The sequence below is a fragment of the Acinetobacter sp. YH12218 genome (assembly GCF_013417925.1).
Classification (GTDB): Bacteria; Pseudomonadota; Gammaproteobacteria; order Pseudomonadales; family Moraxellaceae; genus Acinetobacter; species Acinetobacter amyesii.
Genome location: NZ_VPDB01000055.1, coordinates 1 through 19,237, shown reverse-complemented (window position 1 = coordinate 19,237; position 19,237 = coordinate 1). Strand labels below are relative to the sequence as shown.

The window sequence follows — 19,237 nt, the reverse complement described above, 5'->3', positions numbered from 1 at the left end:
AAATGTATATCGTTGGCAGAAGAAATTATTTAGACCAATTATCAAAAGCTTCATTGATGACTTTATTCTCGATAAAAATCATCTGCTACCACAGAGAATCTTTAAATAATAGTGCGTAAGTCCTATTGGTCTAATTCACCTTTATACTGACTCAAGATCATGCGATCAAAACGCTGTGTTTCAATGGCTTGCTGAAAGGCTGCTAAAAATTGCTGCTCTTGCGTAGAGGGAGAAGCCAAAGATGACATAATATAAACCTAGATAAATTTGCAAAACAATTTTAAATCTTCTTACACCAAAAGCAAAATTGAATTACTATACATATGTATATTTAAATTATTATAAAAGATACGTTATGAATGCTCCCCATCTTTTAGCTTATGACCCAGCTGAAGAAAGACTGAATTTCTATACCCATGCTTTCGGTGCGGCTTTGTCTGCCATCGCAGGTATCCTACTGATTTTAAAAGGCTCGTACCTTCCAACTGGACAATGGCTTGCACTTTGGGTGTATGCATTCAGTATGCTGTTATTGTTTTCAGCATCGAGTCTATATCACTTCGCAGAGTCTCCTGAGCGCCGTGGTTGGTACAAAAAACTCGACCATACTGCAATCTATTATCTAATTGCAGGTACTTACACCCCGTTTCTGGCAATCGCACTGCCTACCGCAAAAGCGCATTATTTACTCATTGCACTGTGGGTGATTACCGCAATTGGGACACTATTCAAATTAATTTTCATTCATCGTTTTCAAAAGATTTCGTTGATTGCCTATTTGGTGATGGGATGGCTTGCAGTACTGGTAATGGATGATATGCAACGCTTTTTATCTGATCAAGCTTTAACCTACCTGATCATTGGCGGGCTATCTTATACAATCGGTGCATTGTTTTATGCCTTAAAAAAGGTAAGATATACACACGCTATCTGGCATATTTTTGTATTGATAGGTGCAGGATCACATTTCCTGTCGATTTATCTCTACGTGATATAACCCGCTGACACTGCATTCTTTAGTGACCCTAATTCCGCAGTCCGTAAGTTGGTATTTCGTATTTTTTTAAGAAATTACGCCTTTTTTAAAAAGATTACGCTTTTAAAACTAAGTTCAATTATTTTTAGTAAGTGTAAGGTCCACCATGGCGTCTTCAAGTGCTGCTGCCACTGAACAGCAACCAACAAATTCAAAATTCCGCGTACTTACAGCAAGTCTTGTAGGTACCACAATCGAGTTCTTCGATTTCTACATCTATGCAACTGCGGCTGTAATTATCTTCCCGCATCTGTTCTTCCCTGCAAGTACAGATCCAACAACCGCAACGATTCAATCTCTAGCGACGTTTGCGATTGCCTTTATTGCTCGCCCGATTGGTGCAACATTCTTTGGCCATTTAGGTGACCGTATCGGTCGTAAAGCCACATTAGTTGCCGCTCTCCTCACCATGGGGATTTCTACAGTATGTATCGGCTTGCTTCCAACCTATGCTCAAATTGGTATCGCTGCTCCGCTCATGCTTGCACTTTGTCGCTTAGGTCAAGGTCTTGGTTTAGGTGGTGAATGGTCAGGTGCCGTGCTGCTTGCAACTGAAAATGCGCCAGAAGGCAAACGTGCTTGGTATGGTATGTTCCCTCAATTGGGCGCGCCAATCGGCTTTATTCTTGCAACAGGCTCATTCTTGACCTTAGGTCACTTCATGTCTGAAGCTGAGTTTATGCAATGGGGTTGGCGTATTCCATTCATTGCAAGTGCGCTATTGGTTATCGTCGGTCTGTGGATTCGTTTAAAATTACATGAAACACCAGCGTTCCAAAAAGTATTGGATAAGCAAAAAGAAGTAAATATTCCGTTCAAAGAAGTGATCACTAAGCACTGGGGGATGTTAATTCTCGGTACGATTGCTGCGATTTGTACATTCGTTGTGTTCTACTTAACCACAGTATTCGCTTTACAATGGGGTACAACCCAGCTTGGTTACACACGTGAAGAATTTTTAAAACTTCAACTGGTTGCCACACTTTGTTTCGCTGCCTTCATTCCACTTTCTGCTGTATTTGCTGAAAAATTTGGTCGTAAAACGACTTCGATTGCGGTATGTGTTGTATCTGCATTGTTTGGCTTAGTCTTCTCAAGCATGCTTGAGTCTGGCAGTACTGCGATGGTGTTCTTATTCCTATGTATCGGTCTTGCGATCATGGGTTTAACCTATGGTCCAATTGGTACGGTATTGTCTGAAATCTTCCCAACGTCTGTACGTTACACAGGTTCAGCTTTAACCTTTAACATGGCTGGTATTTTTGGTGCATCTTTCGCGCCATTGATCGCAACTAAACTTGCAACTGGCTATGGTTTATATGCAGTAGGTTACTACCTAACTGCGGCATCAATCCTTTCATTGATCGCGTTCTTAATGATTCGCGAAACTAAAAATGATGATGTGAATAATCAGGTTTAATCTGCACATAATAAAAAAGCCAGCACCTATTGCTGGCTTTTTTATGTCTCAAATTGAGTCAATGACCTAATTAGCTACTCTATAGTTGACATCATTTCGATTTTATTCATGAATGCAGCTTAGATCCAACTGAGCAATACACATCATCTGTTCCAATACACGGTCATTCACTTAATTTCAAACAGCAAATGAATGGCACGATTCAATTTTATTAACCAAACAAGGCCTGTAGCTCTACATCAAGAAGAACAGTCACCAAACCGTTTAGCGATAATGAACGGTAGTTTTTGATTAAACCAACTCGATAATATCAATGGTCGGTGGCACAAGAAAACGAAAAGGCACCCCAACCATGCCCGTACCAACAGTGACAAAGACATCTGCATTGTCATGCTGATATAGCCCTTTTTTATGACCTAAAATCGACACTTTTTTCATTACATAATCGGTCAACCATGGCAATTCCACTTGTCCACCATGTGTATGACCCGACAACATCAATGGTCGTCCTGGCAGTTTAGGTACCATATCAACGGTATCTGGATTATGCGACAAAATGATCCAAGGTTTATCTTGTGGCAATTCTGGCAAATAGCGCATATCGGCTTTACCAGCCCATAAGTCCCCAACGCCTAATAAGCGAAACTCATTAAATTCCACCACTTGCCCTTCGATATCCACCACATGATTACTTTCTAATGCATGTTTTAATAACGCTTGAATAGGCGGGCCGGGATATTGCTCATCATGATTACCATTCACCGAATAAATCGGCGCAATAATATTTTTCAGTACAGCCAGTTCTTCAGCCAACTTATTTTCAGGCTCATAAGTCCAATCCCCTGCAACCACGACCAAATCAGGATTTTGTGCATTGATTTTATCGACGATCATTTTTAACTGACGTTCATGACCCGAAAATAAACCAATATGTAAATCACCAATTAAGGCAATGCGTACAGGCTTTAATAATTGTCGTGTTTCATGCAATTGATATTGGCATTTTTTCACCTGAATCATGTGCGGCTCGATAAATCGGGCATAGCACAAAAGCCCCGTAACAGCACCGACAAAAATCGCTTCATGTAGTGAATAATAGCCACTCCAGCCTGCATAAAAGCTAAAGAAGAACAAAGGGATAAGTAAATACGAAAGATAAAATGCCAACAAATGTACGAAGGCTTTAAACGGATGAATCGTTTCCGTGCGTGACTGACTTAACCAAGCTTGGGAAATTGCCCAAACGCCCAGCACAGCCAACCCGATATAAAAATACATCACTACGGAATCTAATTCCCACATACATTTGCTCTACAATTTGCCTAACGAGGAAACTCGGTCACTATATTTATCTTTTCACAGCTGACACTTATACTCAAATCAAATTTTTTAGTATGTCTAACAGTATGAACTCAGCTACACCGAAACAGCAAAATTTGCCCTTCATACACAACCGCACTAAGGCGGTTTTGCTGAGTTGTAGCCTTGTTTTGACTTTATCTGCATGTAGTACCTTGCCTAAACAGCACACTCAACCTGTGGAATATGCCTTTAATACTCCTACAGACGATACTAGCCTTGCCAAAATTGTGTTGCCGCTACGGGAACAAAATCCTAACTTAACCGGTTACCACGTTCTTTATGACCCATTAGAAGCCTTAGCGGCTCGAATCGAGCTAATCAATAAAGCCGAAAAAAGTTTAGATCTACAATACTATATTTGGGATAACGACAAAATTGGTGCTTTGGCCCTACATGCCATGATCAAAGCTGCAGATCGTGGGGTGAAAATTCGTTTATTGGTCGATGACAACAATGCCAAAAAAATGGAAGGCATTTATATGGCACTCGACCAACATGCCAATATTGATGTCAAACTGTATAATCCCTACCGCTTCCGACATTTCCGCCCTGTCGATATGGTGCTGGATCTAAAACGCATCAACCGCCGTATGCACAACAAAAGCTTTATTGCAGACAATCAAATTGCTCTGATTGGTGGTCGCAATATGAGTAACCAATACTATAACGTCAGTGATAACTATCAATTTTCCGATGTTGACGTCATGCTGGTCGGTGCGGCATCCGATGAAATCATTCATTCTTTTGACGAATATTGGAATGATGACTATGCCTTTCCAGTACGCCAATTGGTTAATCCACGCCACTATTGCTTGCGCTTTGACAGTCTCAAACAACAACTCGATGACTATAACCAAGAAGCCACTGTGGTCAATTATTTGGACTTAGCCAATCGTTCACATGCCTTTGATGACTGGCTCAACAATAAAATCCAATTTGACTGGGTCAAAGCCGAAGTCGTCAAAGACTCCCCGAGCAAAATCAAATCAAAGGCTAAAAAAGAAGAGCATCTCAACTTTCAGCTGCTCAACCGTTTAGATAAACCGGAACAAAGTGTCGATATCGTTTCAGCCTACTTTGTCCCAGAAAAAAAAGGGGCTGAACGCCTAAAAAACCTTCGTGCAGATGGCGTAAAAATCAGAGTCTTGACCAACTCATTCCAGGCCAATGACGTGCCATTGGTTCATGCTTTTTATAGCAAATATCGTCAAGACCTCTTGGAACACGATGTTCAACTCTATGAGTTTCTCTCTAGACCTGATGCAGAAAACCTCAACACCAATACCAAAGAGTTGGCGGAAAAATCTAAAGTGAGTCTAAAAGGTTTAAGCCGTTCAAGCCTGCATGCCAAACTGATGGCAATTGATGAAAAACAAGTCTTTATCGGCTCATTTAACTTTGACCCTCGCTCAGCATATTTAAATACTGAAATTGGGGTATTACTGAATAGCCCACGCTTAGCCAAAGCAGTCCACTACACCATGGATGAAAATTTGAGTAAATATGCCTATAAGTTAGTGCTCAATGCAGACCAACAGATCAATTGGAAAATTAAGCTGTCAAATGGTCAAACGCGTATTTATCCACGTGAACCGAAAATCAAGTGGTGGCAAAAAGCAGGGGTGAAATTTATCTCTTGGTTGCCGCTCGAAGGCTTTATGTAAGGATTGTGCTGCAAAGGCATCCCCCTTGCAGCATGTATCACTAATTCATTAAGCTTCAACTGGAACTGGCGCTTTAAGGACTTTGGCTTGAAGTTCTGCCAATCCCTGATTCATTTTTTGCTGCACTTCTTGTGTCAGACTGTCAACAGTATGACCTGCCGAATCAATTGCGGGCAATGTCATCAGATGCGCAGTGACTTTCGGCATTTCTAAGACATTTTTGACATGTCGATCAAAGCTAATGTCTCCGACATAGGGCGCAATATTGTCCAGTTCACCGTCCTGATTCACATAGCAAATTAAGCAAATTTGGACTGGACGCTCAGCTTCAATCGCTGCACCTAAAATACGACCATGAATTTTTTTAATTTTGCTGCCATCCGAAGTCGTGGCTTCTGGGAAAAAGAGTACCGGCGTATCTTGTTTTAAGAAGCCCGTAATTTGTTCTTTAATTTTAATCGAGTCGCCAGAGCCACGCTTAATAAATAACGTGCCACCGCCTTTCGCCAAATTACCGAATACTGGCCATTTTTCAATTTCAGCTTTAGCCAAAAAGAAAACACGTGCACCTGAACCCAAAACTGCAACGTCTAACCATGAAATATGATTACTTACCCAAAGGGCGGGTTGACGTGGAATTTCACCATGTACTTTGACTTCAAGATTAAATACTTTGCATAACTTGCGACAAAAATACTGCACATAGCGGGTATTTTGCGGGTTATTCGGGTCTTTATACAATTGATGACGATAAACCAAATAAAAACCCTGCGTCACAGCAACGGCTGCTGCACCGACTTTTTTACAATACAAATAAAATTTTGAAAACACATTAATTTGCGGTGTATTGACGATTTGAGGTTGATTCATAAACGGTTCACTAAAATGACACGGTGCCACAATTTGGCGTAAATTTTCATCATCATATACCGAAGACAGTTTTTTTGCATTGATCATAAAAACCGAAGTCGAAGATAATATTTTTCCATTTTAATCGTTTTTAAAAATCAAATATCATTTTTATATCGATTTTAAAGGTTATGCATTATGAATCACTCACATTCAGATACCCCTCCTATTTCTTCATGGCAAGCTTTAAAAGCCATTGCTGGTTTTTCACTGATATATATGAGTGTGCTTTTTTTACTGGCACTGAGCTTTCACAGCTTTCTCTAATTGAATAGTACAACATACAGCAACTTAGCCATTAATCCCTCACTTAGATTAACCCTCGCACTCCATTTTCGCCTAAAATGAATCTTTAAACAGGAGTGTGTGCTGAGTGGAAAATTTAAATCAACATCAAGCGAGCGGTGAACGCGTAATTTTAGTCAGCGTAGCAGTACAAATGCTCGCAGACCTTGATGCCGAAGAATTTCACTTACTAGCTCAATCTGCAGGTGCCAATATTCTGCAGCATGTGCATGCTCAGCGTATTAAGCCTGATGCCAAATTATTTATTGGCTCAGGGAAGGCGGAAGAAATTGCAGAAGTGGTTGCAGAGCATGAAGTAGAATTGGTCATCTTTGACCATGCCCTCACCCCTGCCCAAGCACGTAATCTTGAACGCATCATGCGATGTCGTGTGGTCGATCGTACAGAATTAATCTTAGATATTTTTGCTCAACGCGCACGCACCTATGAAGGTAAATTGCAAGTTGAGTTGGCCCAATTACAACATATGGCTTCACGACTGATTCGTAGTCGCGGTAATCTCGATAGCCAAAAAGGCGGGATTGGCTTACGTGGACCGGGTGAAACCCTGCTTGAAACCGACCGTCGTCTACTCAAGCTCCGTATGGGACAACTCAAAGCGAAACTTGAGAAAGTCCGCCAAACACGTATGCAAGGCCGTGTGGCACGTCAAAAAGCCGCAGTTCCGACCGTGTCATTGGTCGGTTATACCAATGCGGGTAAATCGACCTTATTTAATAATTTAGCGAAAAGCGATGTCTATGCAGCAGACCAACTGTTTGCGACACTTGATCCGACCCTACGCCGTCTACATTGGGATGGTATCGGCAACTTAGTGCTCGCCGATACTGTAGGGTTTGTGCGTAATTTATCGCACTCATTAGTCGAGTCGTTTAAAGCCACCTTAGAAGAAACCTTGGAGGCGACCTTATTGTTACATGTCATTGACTCCAGCAGTCCTGACATGATGGAACAAATCGAGGCTGTCGAAAAAGTACTGAAAGAAATTGGTGTCGATGTTCCGATTCTGCGCGTTTATAACAAAATTGATGTCAGTGGTGAAGATCCTAAAATCATCTATGGCAAGCCTCATCAGCCGGAACGTGTTTATGTCTCAGCGCATAGTGGTAAAGGTCTACCCTTATTACGCCAAGCGGTTCAAGAATGCTTAATGGGTCAAATTCAAAGCTTTGAAGTTCATCTAAAACCGGCTTATGGTAAATTAAGAACACAACTGTATGCGCTCAATGTGATCCAAAATGAAAGTTATGATGAACAAGGCAACTTGATTTTGCATGTCATCATTGCCCCACATAAGTTAGAACAACTGATTAAACAGGCGCATTTACCCATTGATGAAATTTTGGGAACACGTGCGCAACAATTCCAACATCCTCTTGAAGAATTTGAAATTAAAGATTAAATCGGTTAAAACTTGATTTGTATAATTTTAACGAAAGACAAAAATGGACTGGATCAAGCGCATCGACTGGAAAGCCTGGATAGGCACTCTTGCATTAATTATTCTTTTCCGTGAAGGTGCGGTCTGGGTCATGAAGCAATTCAGTCACCCAGAATTAGGTAATCTCGTCGGACTGATTAGCTTGCTGATCGTGCTTTCATTTTGGAGAAAATTCAACAAAATTCCAGCCAGTTTGGTCGATACCAATAATAAAATCATGAAAGAAAGTGCCTTTGCCTTCTTACCCATTAGTGCAGGCTCATTGCTGATGATGATGCATTTAGGTGATGAAATTCCAATGTTTTTGATTGTTCTCTTTGTCAGCACCCTCATACCGCTGTGGGTCTACGCAAAAATGTCTAAGAAATGGCTATAAGGAGAATCAACATGCTTTCAATCATCTCTGGATTCATCATTACCCTGATCGCCTATCTTGTAGCAAAACCCATTAATAAAAAATTACCGCAAATCCCCGTGATTGTGATTGGGATGTTTTTCGTCATTGGTATGCTCTATCTTTTTGGCATTTCCTATGAAAGTTATATGGCACAGGTCAATCCACTGTTCAATAACTTACTCGGCTATGTCACAGTGGCCTTGGCCATTCCTTTAGCAGCAATGCGCTACGATGACTTGCCATTAAAAGCCGTGGGCGGGATTTTAGTCTTTGCCAGTATCAGTGCCGTTGCCCTCCCTATGGGGCTGGCTTATTTATTGCATTTGTCAGATCCAACCATTATGGCTTTTGCTACACGGGCAGTGACCACCCCAATTGCCATCAACATTGCGACGCTGCTGCATTCCCCGATTCCTTTGGTGATTTTGATTGTGATTTTATCAGGGGTGATTGGCGCAGCATTTTCACCCATCATACTCAAAAATATTCATGATGAACGTGCATCAGGACTCGCCTTAGGACTTGCTGCACATGCGATTGGCACAGCTCAAGCTTGGCAGCGCGGCAGCATTGCTGGGCGCTATGCAGCATTTGGCATGGCGGTAAATGCAGTCTTCACAGCAATCTGGTTGCCAACTTTCATACTCTATCTACAAAATATGTGACTGAGCAATCACTTTTAAATGATTGTTTTGTATAAAAAATAAACTTAATATAAATTCAAGGGTACGCCACAACACATTGAACGATGTGCTGTGGATGTTACATTTTTGGTAAAGTCACTTTTGTGCAACATGTCAACTTTCCCGAATAAAATGTAAATATTTAGGCTTAGAGTAGTTGCTCTAAGTCCAAATATTACCTAGTATGATCAATAAACCCTCACAAAGTGTATTGATAAAGGATTATTAATATGATCGAAAAAAGTTTGAAATGGGCTGCATTATTTGGTGCTGTAGTCACAAGCTCTGCACTCTATGCTCAAGATCTTACAGGGACTTGGCAACAAATTGACGATAAAACCGGTTCGCCTAAAGCACTGATCGAAATTCGAAAAGATGCCAAAGACACCTATACCGGCAAAATTGTGAAAGTGACGCCACGTCCGGGTTATACACCAAAGGAAAAATGTGTGAATTGCCCTGCACCTTATACCAACCAGCCTATTTTAGGGATGGATGTATTTAAGGGGCTGAAACTTGAAAGTGAAAATACCTACTCTCAAGGAAAAATTATTGATCCTTTAGCAGGCAAAATTTACAGCTTAAAAGGCAAAATTTCTGCCAATGGTAAGCGCTTACATTTACGTGGATATCTGGGGATTTCCGCAATTGGTCGTACACAGACATGGATTCGCGCTGAATAAATTTTAAATTTATTCAGTAAATTGATTTGATATAGGTGAACCACCTACAGGGAATATCTGATGAAAAAATTAAAAGTGAGCCTCTTATTCTTAGCTGCTGTAATGAGTGGTTCAGCTTTTGCTCAAGACCTTTCAGGGACTTGGCAACAAATTGATGATAAAACAGGTTCACAAAAAGCCATTATTGAAATCCGTAAAGAAAGTAATGGCACATTCGTGGGTAAAATCATCAAAGTGACGCCGCGTCCGGGCTATACACCGCGCGACACCTGCGTAAATTGCCCTGCACCTTATAAAAACAAACCGATTTTAGGCCTTGATGTGTTAACTGGTTTAAAACATGTTGAAGGGACCAATAACTACGACAAAGGCCGTATTATCGACCCACTTTCTGGCAAAATTTACGACACAAAAGTTCGCTTAAATGCCAGTGGCAAACGTCTCACGCTACGTGGCTATATGGGTGTATCAGCACTCGGTCGTAGCCAAACTTGGATTCGCCAAGAATAAGTTCAATGTTATAAAAACCGCCGCCATGGCGGTTTTTTTATGCCTAAGATATTCAAATTATTTTAAAAAATTAAGTTGACTATTCTCGTAAACTTTCTAACATACGTGCTCATAAATCACGCTTCTAGGGGAAAAGCGATTATGTTTAAAAAAATATTATTCAGCCTATGCACATTCGGTTTGATGAATGGTGCATTTGCAAATGACATTGCTGGCACGTGGCAACAAATTGACGATAAAACAGGAGCGGCCAAAGCGATTATTTCGATTCACAAAGAATCCAATAATACCTATACCGGTAAAATTATTAAAATTACACCACGTCCTGGCTATACACCGCAAAAAAACTGTAATAAGTGCCCAGCACCTTATACCAACCAACCGATTCTCGGCATGGAAATTGTTAAAGGTTTAAAGCAAATTAATAATACAAATAATTATGAAAAAGGTCGTATTATCGACCCTCTTTCTGGCAAGGTTTATGATGCTAAAGTGCGCTTAAACAGCACAGGAAAACGTATTTCGATCCGTGCAAGTATTGGCGTTTCAGTCTTGGACCGTAACCAAACTTGGATTCGTTTAGACTAATCCTCACACCAATAAAAAAGCCGCACGAATGCGGCTTTTTTATTTTTAAATACTTACATTACAGGATTATCGACCGCAAACATGCACTGATCTTCTAAACGATAGGCCATCAACTGATTGCCCCAAACACATCCGCCATCCACATTTTGGATTTTTGCTGAAATGCTTTTTCCTTGCAAAGCCGCCCAATGACCAAAAAGAATTTGATGGGTCTGCGCTGCTTGTGACTCAAACTCAAACCATGGTTGAAAACCCTTCGGCATAGGGTCATCGAGTGAGTCTTTAAAACTAAACTCTAAACGGCCTTCAGCATCGGTTAAGCGCATGCGGGTCAGATAGTTGGTAATACAGCGTAAGCGCGCATGACCCGACAAATCATCCGACCATAGGTTCGGCTCTTTACCGTACATCACTTGAAGAAACGCATCGACCACATCAAAGTCGTCATGACCAATCACCGCTTCCACTTCTTTTGCCAAATCAGCGGTTTGCTGCGCAGTCCAATTCAAAGGAATACCCGCATGAGTCAAAATGGTTTGCTCATTCGGAAATAGACACAGCGGCTGCTTGCGTAACCAATCAATCAAATCATCACTTTCTAAAGCGTGAATCACATCATCGATATTGTCTTTAGGATTGATATCCTTAATACCGCGAGCGCATGCCAGCAAAGTCAGATCATGATTGCCCAGTACCGTCGCCGCAACTTCACTATCCACTAATTTTTTGATGAACCGCAAAGCGCCTACCGAGTTTTCACCCCGTGCGACGAGATCACCGGCAAACCATATAAAATCTTGGTCTGCATCAAACTTAATCTCTTTCAGTAAAGCTTTTAATGCTTCAAAACAGCCTTGAACATCACCAATGACATAGTTATAGCGAATATTGCGAGTCATAATTATTTAAGCCACCATTTGATCTGCTAATGCGACAAATTCTGCAAGTGTTAGGGTTTCTGGACGCGCCATTGGATCAACCCCTGCATTTTCAAAACCATCTTCAACCAACATGCCTTTTAAGCTGTTACGCAAGGTCTTGCGGCGCTGAGTAAAGACATGTGAAACTAAACGCGCAAGCGCTTTTTCATCTTTCGCCATAATCGGTTTAACGGCATAAGGCTCTAAACGGAATACCGCAGAGGTGACTTTTGGCGGCGGATTAAATGAGCCCGGTGGCACTTCAAATAAAAACGTCGGTTTGCAGAAATATTGAATCATCACCGATAAACGACCATATTCTTTAGTATTCGGTGAAGCGGTAATACGGTCCACGACTTCTTTTTGCAGCATGAAGTGCATGTCTTTGACTTTGTCGCCAAACTCCAAGAGATGAAACAGCAGCGGAGTCGAGATGTTATACGGCAAGTTGCCAACCACGCGCAGAGGACGGCCTTCGGCAAACAGCTCGGTAAAGTCATATTTCAGCGCGTCGGTTTCAACAATGGTCAAGCGCTCAGGATGCGGCACACGGCCCGGCAAACCTGCAGCTAAGTCACGGTCCAGCTCAACCACAGTTAGAGCATCACATTCACCAATTAAAGGCGATGTAAGCGCGGCAAGACCGGGACCAATTTCGACAATATTGTCACCAGTACGCGGATTTACCGAACGTACAATTTTGGCAATAACACGTTGATCATGTAAGAAATTCTGTCCAAACCGCTTACGCGTGTGATGCCCTTCATCTTTTGGGTTTAGGGCATTAATTTGATACATAAAATTCTCCGCATAGGTTTATTACAACGATTACTGACTTGATTCAAATTCACTCAAGCGAGCAAAAATTTCTTCGGACTTGGCCACATTATCCCGAGCCGCGTTAATTACACTGAGCAATGGCTCTCTTTGTTTCAACAAAGCCATTGTTTCAGATTTCATCATTTCTTCAGTTTCAGCCTGAATGGAGAGCAAACTTTCACGCATTTCAGCATTGTTTACGCGCTCTACACCGAGTTCGGGATTACCATTCAGTTGAGCCTTCAAAAAAATATTGAAAGTTTCAAAATCTGCTAAAAAGTCATCTAAATCGTCTGGATGAATAGAATTCACATCAGTTAAATTCAGCAAAGAATCCAACAGCCGTCCCGCAATAAAGACTTGATTTTTAGCAATAATCGCTTGCATTGCTGAATTGTTTGCTCTAGCCATCATATCAGCCAGAAGGTTATATTCAGCTTGAATACCTGGAATGGTTTCACTTACAAGAATTTGATATTCATATAGCGCATTCAGGCTATTTTGATGCTGTACAAGCAGATCAATATTAGCATTGATTGCCTGCCCATCTTGAAGCATTTTATCAGCACCGCCACGATTCGCATATTTTTTATGCATCGCGGTCAGCGCTTGATTAAATTTTTGCTGATTATGTTTAAAGCCATCCACGGCAGCCGGTGATGCAAAACGTATAAATCCTTCCGTCTGTTTTGGAATTTGCAGCGATAATACTTTTAAGTCACAAGAATGATGATCTGTAGCGAGCGTTGAACATGCTGACAGCATCAACGCTAACGCAATCCCAAAAAATGGGCGAATGATCGATTTCGCCCTAAGCATCTTGTTATTTTCCTGTTTTATTTTTGATAATTTTTTACTATTATTCATATAAAATTCAAACCTTTATTATTAAGTTTCGTTATTTTTCGCACGTGCTAATTCTAAAGCTAAATCGACCGCCACCTGTAAACTCGAACTTTTAGCAAGACCAGTTCCAGTCAGTGACAGTGCTGTGCCGTGATCCACTGAAGTCCGAATAAACGGTAAGCCCAAAGTGATATTGATGGCTTCGCCAAAGCCCTGCGACTTTAACACAGGCAAGCCCTGATCGTGATACATCGCCAAAACCGCATCGGCATCTTTTAAATTTTCAGGGGTAAATAAGGTATCAGCAGGTAAGCTCAGGCTCATATTCACCCCTTGAGCGCGATAACGCTCTAGCACCGGATTGATCACTTCAATCTCCTCCATGCCCAAATAGCCATCTTCACCCGCATGCGGATTTAAACCGCAGACTAAAATATGCGGATGATCTTTTTTAAATTGGGTTTTTAAATCATGAATTACAATATCAATGACTTGATGCAAACGTTCTTGAGTAATGGCATCCGCAACATCACGAAGCGGTAAATGTGTTGTTGCCAATGCGACACGGAGCGTTTTGGTCGCAAGCATCATCACGACACGATCAACGCCTGCAAATTCTTGATAAAACTCCGTATGTCCGCTGAAATGGATACCGGCATCATTAATAATCGACTTTTGCACAGGTGCAGTTGCAACACCTACACTTTTGCCAGACATCGCATAATCTGCAGAACGACGTAATTGTTCCAACACATAGGCTGCATTATTCACATCTAACTGACCTGCGATGACAGGTTTAGTCACAGGCACATGTTCTACATAAAGCTGACCTAGAGCTGCCGACTCCTCCTGCCCAACATAGTCGATCAGTTCAACTTCGAGCTTTAATTGTTGAGCGCGCTTGAGCAGCAAATCTTTATCAATAAGAACCACAATTGGCCTTTCATCTATTCGATTGGCTAAGCTCAAACAAATATCAGGTCCGATACCTGCGGGTTCACCGCTCGTGATATATAAAGGCAGCATGGGTTTATCCTGTGTGTGCAATAACATTATTATACTGTGTGATGCACATGACAGACCTAATTTTATTGACTAAAAATACCTGACAAAACTCAAAAATAAGCGCGTTGTACGACATTGTATGGAATGAAATCGAAAGCAAAACCTAAAATGTCAATGATCCAAATCAATGCAAATAAGAATCATAATGCCGCGCTGAACGACTGACACATGCTGCGGGTACTTCGTTATCAACCAAAAAGACATAACGCTCACAAGCAATAATCCAATCAACAGATAAACCAATAAATAACTAAGGAAAAATAAAGTGAGCATCATCAACAAAACGATGATCGCACCATCCGCCCCATGCAAATATACCAAATACAAAAAAGTTGGGCTTAAAATCAAGGTGCTACATAAGCCCATTAAATACCACCAATGTCGCAAAATAAGGGTTCAGATGTGTTTTTTAACAGATTAGAATTCGACATGATTTACTTTCATCCGCTTTTTTTATAATTTCTGGATTATCTACTGTTTATTGCTGAAGAAATATACTACAATACAGCGCTTGAAATTTTATATTTTCATTTGTGATTCTTCACGTATTCGTATAGAATCGCGTCTCCTTTTGTTTGGACAGCTTCCATAGTCCAAACCAACTATAATAGGTAGTGGTTTAATGAAAACTCTCAGCGCTAAGCCAGCTGAAGTTCAACACGACTGGTACGTTGTTGATGCTTCTGGCAAAACTTTAGGTCGCCTTGCGACTGAAATCGCTCGTCGTTTACGCGGTAAGCACAAAACTTCTTATACTCCTCACGTTGACACTGGTGACTACATCGTTGTTATCAATGCTGAGCAAGTTCAAGTGACTGGTAAAAAATCACTTGATAAGAAATATTATCGCCACACTGGTTTCCCTGGTGGTATTCGTGAAACTAATTTCGAAAAATTAGTTGCTCACAAACCAGAAGAAATCTTCGAACGTGCTGTAAAAGGCATGTTGCCAAAAGGTCCTCTTGGTTATGCAATGATCAAGAAAATGAAAGTGTACGCTGGTACTGAGCATCCACATACTGCTCAACAGCCACAAGTTTTGGACATCTAAGGGATACAGCACATGGCTACTAACTATGGTACAGGTCGCCGTAAGACCGCAACTGCACGTGTTTTCCTATCAGCTGGTACTGGTAAACTCGTAATCAACAACCGTTCTTTAGAACAATATTTCGGTCGTGAAACTGCTCGTATGGTTGTTAACCAACCACTTGAGCTTTTAGAAGCTACTGAGAAATATGACCTTTACATCACTGTTGCTGGTGGTGGTATCGGTGGTCAAGCAGGCGCTATCCGTCACGGTATTACTCGTGCATTGATCGCTTCTGACGAAACTCTTAAACCTGCTCTTCGTCAAGCTGGTTTCGTTACTCGTGATGCTCGTGAAGTTGAACGTAAGAAACTTGGTTTACGTAAAGCTCGTAAACGTCCTCAATTCTCTAAACGTTAATTCGTTTACCGAATCGGACAAAAAACCTTGGCTTATGCCAAGGTTTTTTTATATCTTGATTTTTATGAAGATGATGCAAATAGAATAACGATCCGATAAACAAAAAGACTAAAACTCGCAATTAAGCATATAACCGACAATATTAGTGTAATTGTACAGATGGTCATTTTGCTTTTTTGTTCTAGGATATCATCCTCTGCTCCATAATCAGAGGCATAACCTCCAGCGAGTGCCGTATAAAAGCCAATGCCCATAAAAATAACTGCAGCAAAAAATAATATTTTTTGTACAAGTGCAATGGTCATCATGCGGTGACGATCAGGTAAATGAATGACATGAAAAGCTATCAGATAAAATCAAATAAAACAAAACTGTAATTTTCACTGTAGCTGCATTGATATTGCTAAAGTCTCCGTGATTTTACTGTCTAATTTTAGTATCCTATCTTATTCATTTCTCATCGTCTCGGATTATGTCAGTCGAAAATGCACCTCTCCAAGGAATTACGCTTTACAGTCATGCGGATGACTTTCGCTCACACTGGATACGCTATGTACTTGCAGAGAAGCAAATCAAACATAATTTAATTATTGCTGATGATGAAGACGAAGATCTTGCGAGTTTAAATCCCTACAATCAACTTCCGATGATGATTGAAAATGGCCTAAAACTCTATAACAGCAGTATTATTGCCGAATATTTAGATGACCGTTATCGTCAAAATAAACTGTATGCAGATGCACCTATGCCTCGTGCAGAGCAACGTCAATATGTATGGCGCTTCGAACAAGATTGGTTAAGACTTGCCGATATTATGCTTCGCCATCCCGATACCCTCGATGAAAAAGCCAAGCAAAAAGCACAAAAACAATTACGTGATACACTCATTTCACTAACCCCCTTGTTTCAGCATTATCCTTATTTTATGTCTGAACAATTTAGCATGTTAGACTGTATGCTCGCGCCTATATTTCTGCGCCTAAAAGCCATGGGTATTGAGCTTCCCAAACAGCAATGCCGCCCTATATTTCTCTATTGCCAACGCATCTTTAGCCGTCCAGCATTTATCAAATCAATGACATTGCAGGAAAAAAATCGCTATAGCGAGCTTTTAGTAAAAAATTAATTTTCCATAAATATTCGAGTAAGCATTATGTCTGAACAGGAACTACAACTCACTCCAACACGTCCATACTTAACACGGGCACTTTATGAATGGATTTGTGAAAACCAACTTACCCCCTACCTACTTGTCGATGCGACACAGAATGGTACGATGGTGCCAGTTCAATATATTCAAGATGGCCAAATTGTCCTGAATATCGCACCTCATGCAACGCATGCGCTACACATGAGTAATGAGACGATTACTTTCTCTGCACGCTTTGGTGGCGTTTCGCAAAACCTCTATATCCCCTTTTCTGCTGTTCTAGGCATCTATGCACGTGAAAATGGTCAAGGCATGTTCTTCGATCCTCAAGAATATGAAGGTATTCAGAATGATCAAAATGCTTTAAAATCAAACGACCAAGAACAACAAGAGCAACCGAAGAAAAAACCGGGTTTAAGGTTGCTCGATTAAAGAATAAGGAAGCGAATAATGGCTTTTGATTTAGTACAATATTTTGTCGAACAAATAGAATCTCAAAAGCCTACGCTTTTAAGTCATTTAAATCGTGAAGAAAAACGACAACATTTACGTGAAATTAATGCTTTAACCTTAGGTGAATTGATTCATCAGCTACGCATTAATGGTGAAAAGGTTTATCAAGAAATTACTCAGCCTGATGAACTCTATATTCAGGAAGTTTCACGTCATCTCACCACCAACCCTTCAAATGCATCAACATTAGAACGCTCTGAACTCGAAAACCTAACTACAGAAGTTTTTCATTTACAATTAAATGAATTAAAACAACTTCATGATACAGGCTCACATTCACCGCAAAGTATTCGAGAATTACTCAACGGACAAATTGAACATCTTTCTGGTCAAGCGGATGATTGGGTTTGGTCAACAAACAACCTAACAGAGCTCCTTGGTTCTAAACCAAATCTTCAAGAAGAGATATCATTAGAGGCATCAATGAAGGAGTTCAATCAAATGGTTAATCAACAACATACACAAGAAGACGTAACAACTGAAGTACAAGTACCGACTTGGTCAAAAATTGTAGAGCCAGTAGTTGCAGTGGTGATTCTATGGATTTTGGCATCTGCAGCATGTAATATTTTTGCTTAATTGACTTCATTTCTCTAAATCTATGACCTGCTTTTTAAGCAGGTTTTTTTTAATCGAATATTTAGGATATTGATATTTTAAATATAAAATTTACCCGATAAAAGTAGCCAAATAATGATCCCAGGCAGTATCGTGGACAACCTATCCCTCTAAATTCTTAAAATATTTCTGCTCAAAGGCTTCTGGGCTTAACCAACCATTTGCAGAGTGCCTTCTCACTCGATTGTAGTAAATCTCAATATAGTCAAACAAGACAACATTGGCTTCTTTTCGGGTCAAAAATACACTGCCATGTACCACATGACCTTTAAATGTGTGAAAGAAGCTTTCTGTTACTGCATTATCCCATGAGCAATATACTGCGCAAGGCCTCGTCTAGACATGCTTTGGATGCAGTTATTCATCTAGACATGCTTTGGATGCAGTTATTCATCAATAATAGCGCTCTAAAATCACGACTACAGTGCTGTGAGCCTTGGTCAGAATGGACCATGATATTCGTTGGATACCCGCCCACAATTCAAATTATGCAGTCATTGGCTTATGTTAGCTTGGATGATTTCAGAAGAACGAACCATTCATGAAATTTTAAATAAACCCTTTTATCATCCAACTTTAGAAGAAGGGTTAAGAACTGCATTAAAGCATGCACGACGTCAGTTAAGATAATTTTATCGTTTTAGGTCGATTTATAGCGTTGGATTTCCAACGCTTTATTTTCGCCCCCTTTTATCTTTTTTCCACGCATAAAAAAACACCCCCTGAGATATCAGGGGGTGTTTCGAATAATGAGCTGGCGATGACTTACTCTCACATGGGTAACCCCACACTACCATCAGCGCTAAGAGGTTTCACTTCTGAGTTCGGGAAGGGATCAGGTGGTTCACTCTTGCTAT

Annotated in this window: 21 protein-coding genes, 1 rRNA gene and 4 pseudogenes; 16 read left to right on the top strand and 10 right to left on the bottom strand. The window is 40.7% G+C overall.

Annotated elements, in window-relative coordinates; genetic code table 11:
• A pseudogene (locus tag FTV03_RS13545) lies at positions 1-109 on the top strand (IS701 family transposase); the annotation flags it as partial.
• Between the two features lie 22 nt (positions 110-131).
• Here FTV03_RS13545 and FTV03_RS13540 read toward each other — a convergent pair.
• Positions 132-248, bottom strand: a pseudogene (locus FTV03_RS13540) (methyltransferase); the annotation flags it as partial.
• A gap of 107 nt (positions 249-355) precedes the next feature.
• On the opposite strand from FTV03_RS13540, the gene FTV03_RS13535 reads away from it, so the two are divergent.
• Both FTV03_RS13535 and FTV03_RS13530 read left to right on the top strand, forming a co-directional pair.
• A complete protein-coding gene (locus FTV03_RS13535; RefSeq protein ID WP_180041735.1) occupies positions 356-997 on the top strand; it encodes a hemolysin III family protein in 642 nt (213 codons plus the stop codon).
• A 145-nt stretch (positions 998-1,142) separates the two neighbouring features.
• Positions 1,143-2,456, top strand: coding sequence for an MFS transporter (locus tag FTV03_RS13530; protein WP_078194265.1), 1,314 nt, complete (start codon positions 1,143-1,145; stop codon positions 2,454-2,456).
• Between the two features lie 291 nt (positions 2,457-2,747).
• On the opposite strand, the gene FTV03_RS13525 is transcribed toward FTV03_RS13530, so the two are convergent.
• Positions 2,748-3,758, bottom strand: a complete 1,011-nt coding sequence (locus tag FTV03_RS13525) for a metallophosphoesterase (protein WP_180041733.1) — start codon at positions 3,756-3,758, stop codon at positions 2,748-2,750.
• 104 nt (positions 3,759-3,862) lie between these two features.
• Between FTV03_RS13525 and FTV03_RS13520 the strand changes: the two genes are divergently transcribed.
• Positions 3,863-5,482 carry a phospholipase D family protein gene (locus tag FTV03_RS13520; protein ID WP_257220800.1) on the top strand — a complete coding sequence of 540 codons (1,620 nt, stop codon included), beginning with the start codon at positions 3,863-3,865 and terminating at the stop codon, positions 5,480-5,482.
• A 48-nt stretch (positions 5,483-5,530) separates the two neighbouring features.
• Here the strand turns inward: FTV03_RS13520 and FTV03_RS13515 are convergent, their stop codons facing one another.
• Positions 5,531-6,352 (bottom strand): 1-acyl-sn-glycerol-3-phosphate acyltransferase, encoded by an 822-nt coding sequence (locus FTV03_RS13515; RefSeq protein ID WP_180041737.1) that lies wholly within the window; start codon positions 6,350-6,352, stop codon positions 5,531-5,533.
• Between the two features lie 412 nt (positions 6,353-6,764).
• On the opposite strand from FTV03_RS13515, the gene hflX reads away from it, so the two are divergent.
• The 6 genes from hflX (at position 6,765) to FTV03_RS13485 (ending at position 10,999) form a co-directional block, all read left to right on the top strand.
• Positions 6,765-8,099, top strand: coding sequence for a ribosome rescue GTPase HflX (gene hflX / locus FTV03_RS13510; protein ID WP_180041729.1), 1,335 nt, complete (start codon positions 6,765-6,767; stop codon positions 8,097-8,099).
• 43 nt (positions 8,100-8,142) lie between these two features.
• Positions 8,143-8,514 (top strand): hypothetical protein, encoded by a 372-nt coding sequence (locus FTV03_RS13505; protein ID WP_168379556.1) that lies wholly within the window; start codon positions 8,143-8,145, stop codon positions 8,512-8,514.
• An 11-nt stretch (positions 8,515-8,525) separates the two neighbouring features.
• The gene (locus FTV03_RS13500; protein WP_078190106.1) at positions 8,526-9,200 is read left to right on the top strand and encodes an LrgB family protein; all 675 of its coding nucleotides are present in this window, start codon (positions 8,526-8,528) and stop codon (positions 9,198-9,200) included.
• Positions 9,201-9,448: 248 nt separating this feature from the next.
• The gene (locus FTV03_RS13495; RefSeq protein ID WP_111884999.1) at positions 9,449-9,901 is read left to right on the top strand and encodes a DUF2147 domain-containing protein; all 453 of its coding nucleotides are present in this window, start codon (positions 9,449-9,451) and stop codon (positions 9,899-9,901) included.
• A gap of 60 nt (positions 9,902-9,961) precedes the next feature.
• The gene (locus tag FTV03_RS13490; protein ID WP_078190108.1) at positions 9,962-10,411 is read left to right on the top strand and encodes a DUF2147 domain-containing protein; all 450 of its coding nucleotides are present in this window, start codon (positions 9,962-9,964) and stop codon (positions 10,409-10,411) included.
• A gap of 141 nt (positions 10,412-10,552) precedes the next feature.
• Positions 10,553-10,999 (top strand): DUF2147 domain-containing protein, encoded by a 447-nt coding sequence (locus FTV03_RS13485; RefSeq protein ID WP_180041727.1) that lies wholly within the window; start codon positions 10,553-10,555, stop codon positions 10,997-10,999.
• 53 nt (positions 11,000-11,052) lie between these two features.
• Here the strand turns inward: FTV03_RS13485 and FTV03_RS13480 are convergent, their stop codons facing one another.
• The 4 genes from FTV03_RS13480 to pdxA form a co-directional block, all read right to left on the bottom strand.
• A complete protein-coding gene (locus FTV03_RS13480; RefSeq protein ID WP_180041725.1) occupies positions 11,053-11,898 on the bottom strand; it encodes a symmetrical bis(5'-nucleosyl)-tetraphosphatase in 846 nt (281 codons plus the stop codon).
• A gap of 6 nt (positions 11,899-11,904) precedes the next feature.
• Positions 11,905-12,717, bottom strand: coding sequence for a 16S rRNA (adenine(1518)-N(6)/adenine(1519)-N(6))-dimethyltransferase RsmA (gene rsmA / locus FTV03_RS13475; RefSeq protein ID WP_180011634.1), 813 nt, complete (start codon positions 12,715-12,717; stop codon positions 11,905-11,907).
• A 30-nt stretch (positions 12,718-12,747) separates the two neighbouring features.
• Positions 12,748-13,557, bottom strand: coding sequence for a pilus assembly protein PilJ (locus FTV03_RS13470; protein WP_180041723.1), 810 nt, complete (start codon positions 13,555-13,557; stop codon positions 12,748-12,750).
• Between the two features lie 69 nt (positions 13,558-13,626).
• Positions 13,627-14,610 (bottom strand): 4-hydroxythreonine-4-phosphate dehydrogenase PdxA, encoded by a 984-nt coding sequence (gene pdxA, locus FTV03_RS13465; RefSeq protein WP_180041722.1) that lies wholly within the window; start codon positions 14,608-14,610, stop codon positions 13,627-13,629.
• 661 nt (positions 14,611-15,271) lie between these two features.
• On the opposite strand from pdxA, the gene rplM reads away from it, so the two are divergent.
• Positions 15,272-15,700, top strand: coding sequence for a 50S ribosomal protein L13 (gene rplM, locus FTV03_RS13460; RefSeq protein ID WP_004722943.1), 429 nt, complete (start codon positions 15,272-15,274; stop codon positions 15,698-15,700).
• A gap of 12 nt (positions 15,701-15,712) precedes the next feature.
• Positions 15,713-16,099 (top strand): 30S ribosomal protein S9, encoded by a 387-nt coding sequence (rpsI, locus tag FTV03_RS13455; RefSeq protein WP_078190115.1) that lies wholly within the window; start codon positions 15,713-15,715, stop codon positions 16,097-16,099.
• A gap of 62 nt (positions 16,100-16,161) precedes the next feature.
• Here rpsI and FTV03_RS13450 read toward each other — a convergent pair whose 3' ends face one another.
• Positions 16,162-16,407 carry a hypothetical protein gene (locus FTV03_RS13450; RefSeq protein WP_180041720.1) on the bottom strand — a complete coding sequence of 82 codons (246 nt, stop codon included), beginning with the start codon at positions 16,405-16,407 and terminating at the stop codon, positions 16,162-16,164.
• Between the two features lie 164 nt (positions 16,408-16,571).
• Here FTV03_RS13450 and FTV03_RS13445 point away from each other — a divergent pair, with 164 nt between their 5' ends.
• Genes FTV03_RS13445 through FTV03_RS13435 form a run of 3 tightly spaced genes read left to right on the top strand, consistent with a single transcriptional unit; the run spans position 16,572 to position 18,341 of the window.
• Positions 16,572-17,225, top strand: coding sequence for a glutathione S-transferase N-terminal domain-containing protein (locus FTV03_RS13445; RefSeq protein WP_180041718.1), 654 nt, complete (start codon positions 16,572-16,574; stop codon positions 17,223-17,225).
• Positions 17,226-17,252: 27 nt separating this feature from the next.
• Positions 17,253-17,681, top strand: coding sequence for a ClpXP protease specificity-enhancing factor (locus FTV03_RS13440; protein WP_180041717.1), 429 nt, complete (start codon positions 17,253-17,255; stop codon positions 17,679-17,681).
• Between the two features lie 18 nt (positions 17,682-17,699).
• Entirely contained in the window at positions 17,700-18,341 is a 642-nt protein-coding gene (locus FTV03_RS13435) for a hypothetical protein (RefSeq protein WP_180041715.1), read from the top strand.
• Between the two features lie 141 nt (positions 18,342-18,482).
• Here the strand turns inward: FTV03_RS13435 and FTV03_RS13430 are convergent.
• Positions 18,483-18,852 (bottom strand): annotated as a pseudogene (locus tag FTV03_RS13430) (IS3 family transposase); the annotation flags it as partial.
• Positions 18,853-18,884: 32 nt separating this feature from the next.
• On the opposite strand from FTV03_RS13430, the pseudogene FTV03_RS17990 reads away from it, so the two are divergent.
• Positions 18,885-19,010, top strand: a pseudogene (locus tag FTV03_RS17990) (hypothetical protein); the annotation flags it as partial.
• Between the two features lie 122 nt (positions 19,011-19,132).
• Here the strand turns inward: FTV03_RS17990 and rrf are convergent.
• Positions 19,133-19,237: ribosomal RNA gene (gene rrf / locus FTV03_RS13425) — 5S ribosomal RNA — on the bottom strand; the annotation flags it as partial.

Bases quoted from the DNA above. Each gene is read 5' to 3' on its own strand.
- FTV03_RS13490 (WP_078190108.1), top strand. From the start codon at position 9,962: ATGAAAAAATTAAAAGTGAGCCTCTTATTCTTAGCTGCTGTAATGAGT.
- FTV03_RS13445 (WP_180041718.1), top strand. From the start codon at position 16,572: ATGTCAGTCGAAAATGCACCTCTCCAAGGAATTACGCTTTACAGTCAT.
- FTV03_RS13485 (WP_180041727.1), top strand. From the start codon at position 10,553: ATGTTTAAAAAAATATTATTCAGCCTATGCACATTCGGTTTGATGAAT.
- FTV03_RS13520 (WP_257220800.1), top strand. From the start codon at position 3,863: ATGAACTCAGCTACACCGAAACAGCAAAATTTGCCCTTCATACACAAC.
- FTV03_RS13470 (WP_180041723.1), bottom strand. From the start codon at position 13,557: ATGCTTAGGGCGAAATCGATCATTCGCCCATTTTTTGGGATTGCGTTA.
- FTV03_RS13525 (WP_180041733.1), bottom strand. From the start codon at position 3,758: ATGTGGGAATTAGATTCCGTAGTGATGTATTTTTATATCGGGTTGGCT.
- FTV03_RS13505 (WP_168379556.1), top strand. From the start codon at position 8,143: ATGGACTGGATCAAGCGCATCGACTGGAAAGCCTGGATAGGCACTCTT.
- rplM (WP_004722943.1), top strand. From the start codon at position 15,272: ATGAAAACTCTCAGCGCTAAGCCAGCTGAAGTTCAACACGACTGGTAC.
- FTV03_RS13440 (WP_180041717.1), top strand. From the start codon at position 17,253: ATGTCTGAACAGGAACTACAACTCACTCCAACACGTCCATACTTAACA.
- FTV03_RS13530 (WP_078194265.1), top strand. From the start codon at position 1,143: ATGGCGTCTTCAAGTGCTGCTGCCACTGAACAGCAACCAACAAATTCA.
- FTV03_RS13495 (WP_111884999.1), top strand. From the start codon at position 9,449: ATGATCGAAAAAAGTTTGAAATGGGCTGCATTATTTGGTGCTGTAGTC.
- pdxA (WP_180041722.1), bottom strand. From the start codon at position 14,610: ATGCTGCCTTTATATATCACGAGCGGTGAACCCGCAGGTATCGGACCT.
- rsmA (WP_180011634.1), bottom strand. From the start codon at position 12,717: ATGTATCAAATTAATGCCCTAAACCCAAAAGATGAAGGGCATCACACG.
- rpsI (WP_078190115.1), top strand. From the start codon at position 15,713: ATGGCTACTAACTATGGTACAGGTCGCCGTAAGACCGCAACTGCACGT.
- FTV03_RS13480 (WP_180041725.1), bottom strand. From the start codon at position 11,898: ATGACTCGCAATATTCGCTATAACTATGTCATTGGTGATGTTCAAGGC.
- FTV03_RS13435 (WP_180041715.1), top strand. From the start codon at position 17,700: ATGGCTTTTGATTTAGTACAATATTTTGTCGAACAAATAGAATCTCAA.
- FTV03_RS13450 (WP_180041720.1), bottom strand. From the start codon at position 16,407: ATGATGACCATTGCACTTGTACAAAAAATATTATTTTTTGCTGCAGTT.
- FTV03_RS13515 (WP_180041737.1), bottom strand. From the start codon at position 6,352: ATGAATCAACCTCAAATCGTCAATACACCGCAAATTAATGTGTTTTCA.
- FTV03_RS13535 (WP_180041735.1), top strand. From the start codon at position 356: ATGAATGCTCCCCATCTTTTAGCTTATGACCCAGCTGAAGAAAGACTG.
- FTV03_RS13500 (WP_078190106.1), top strand. From the start codon at position 8,526: ATGCTTTCAATCATCTCTGGATTCATCATTACCCTGATCGCCTATCTT.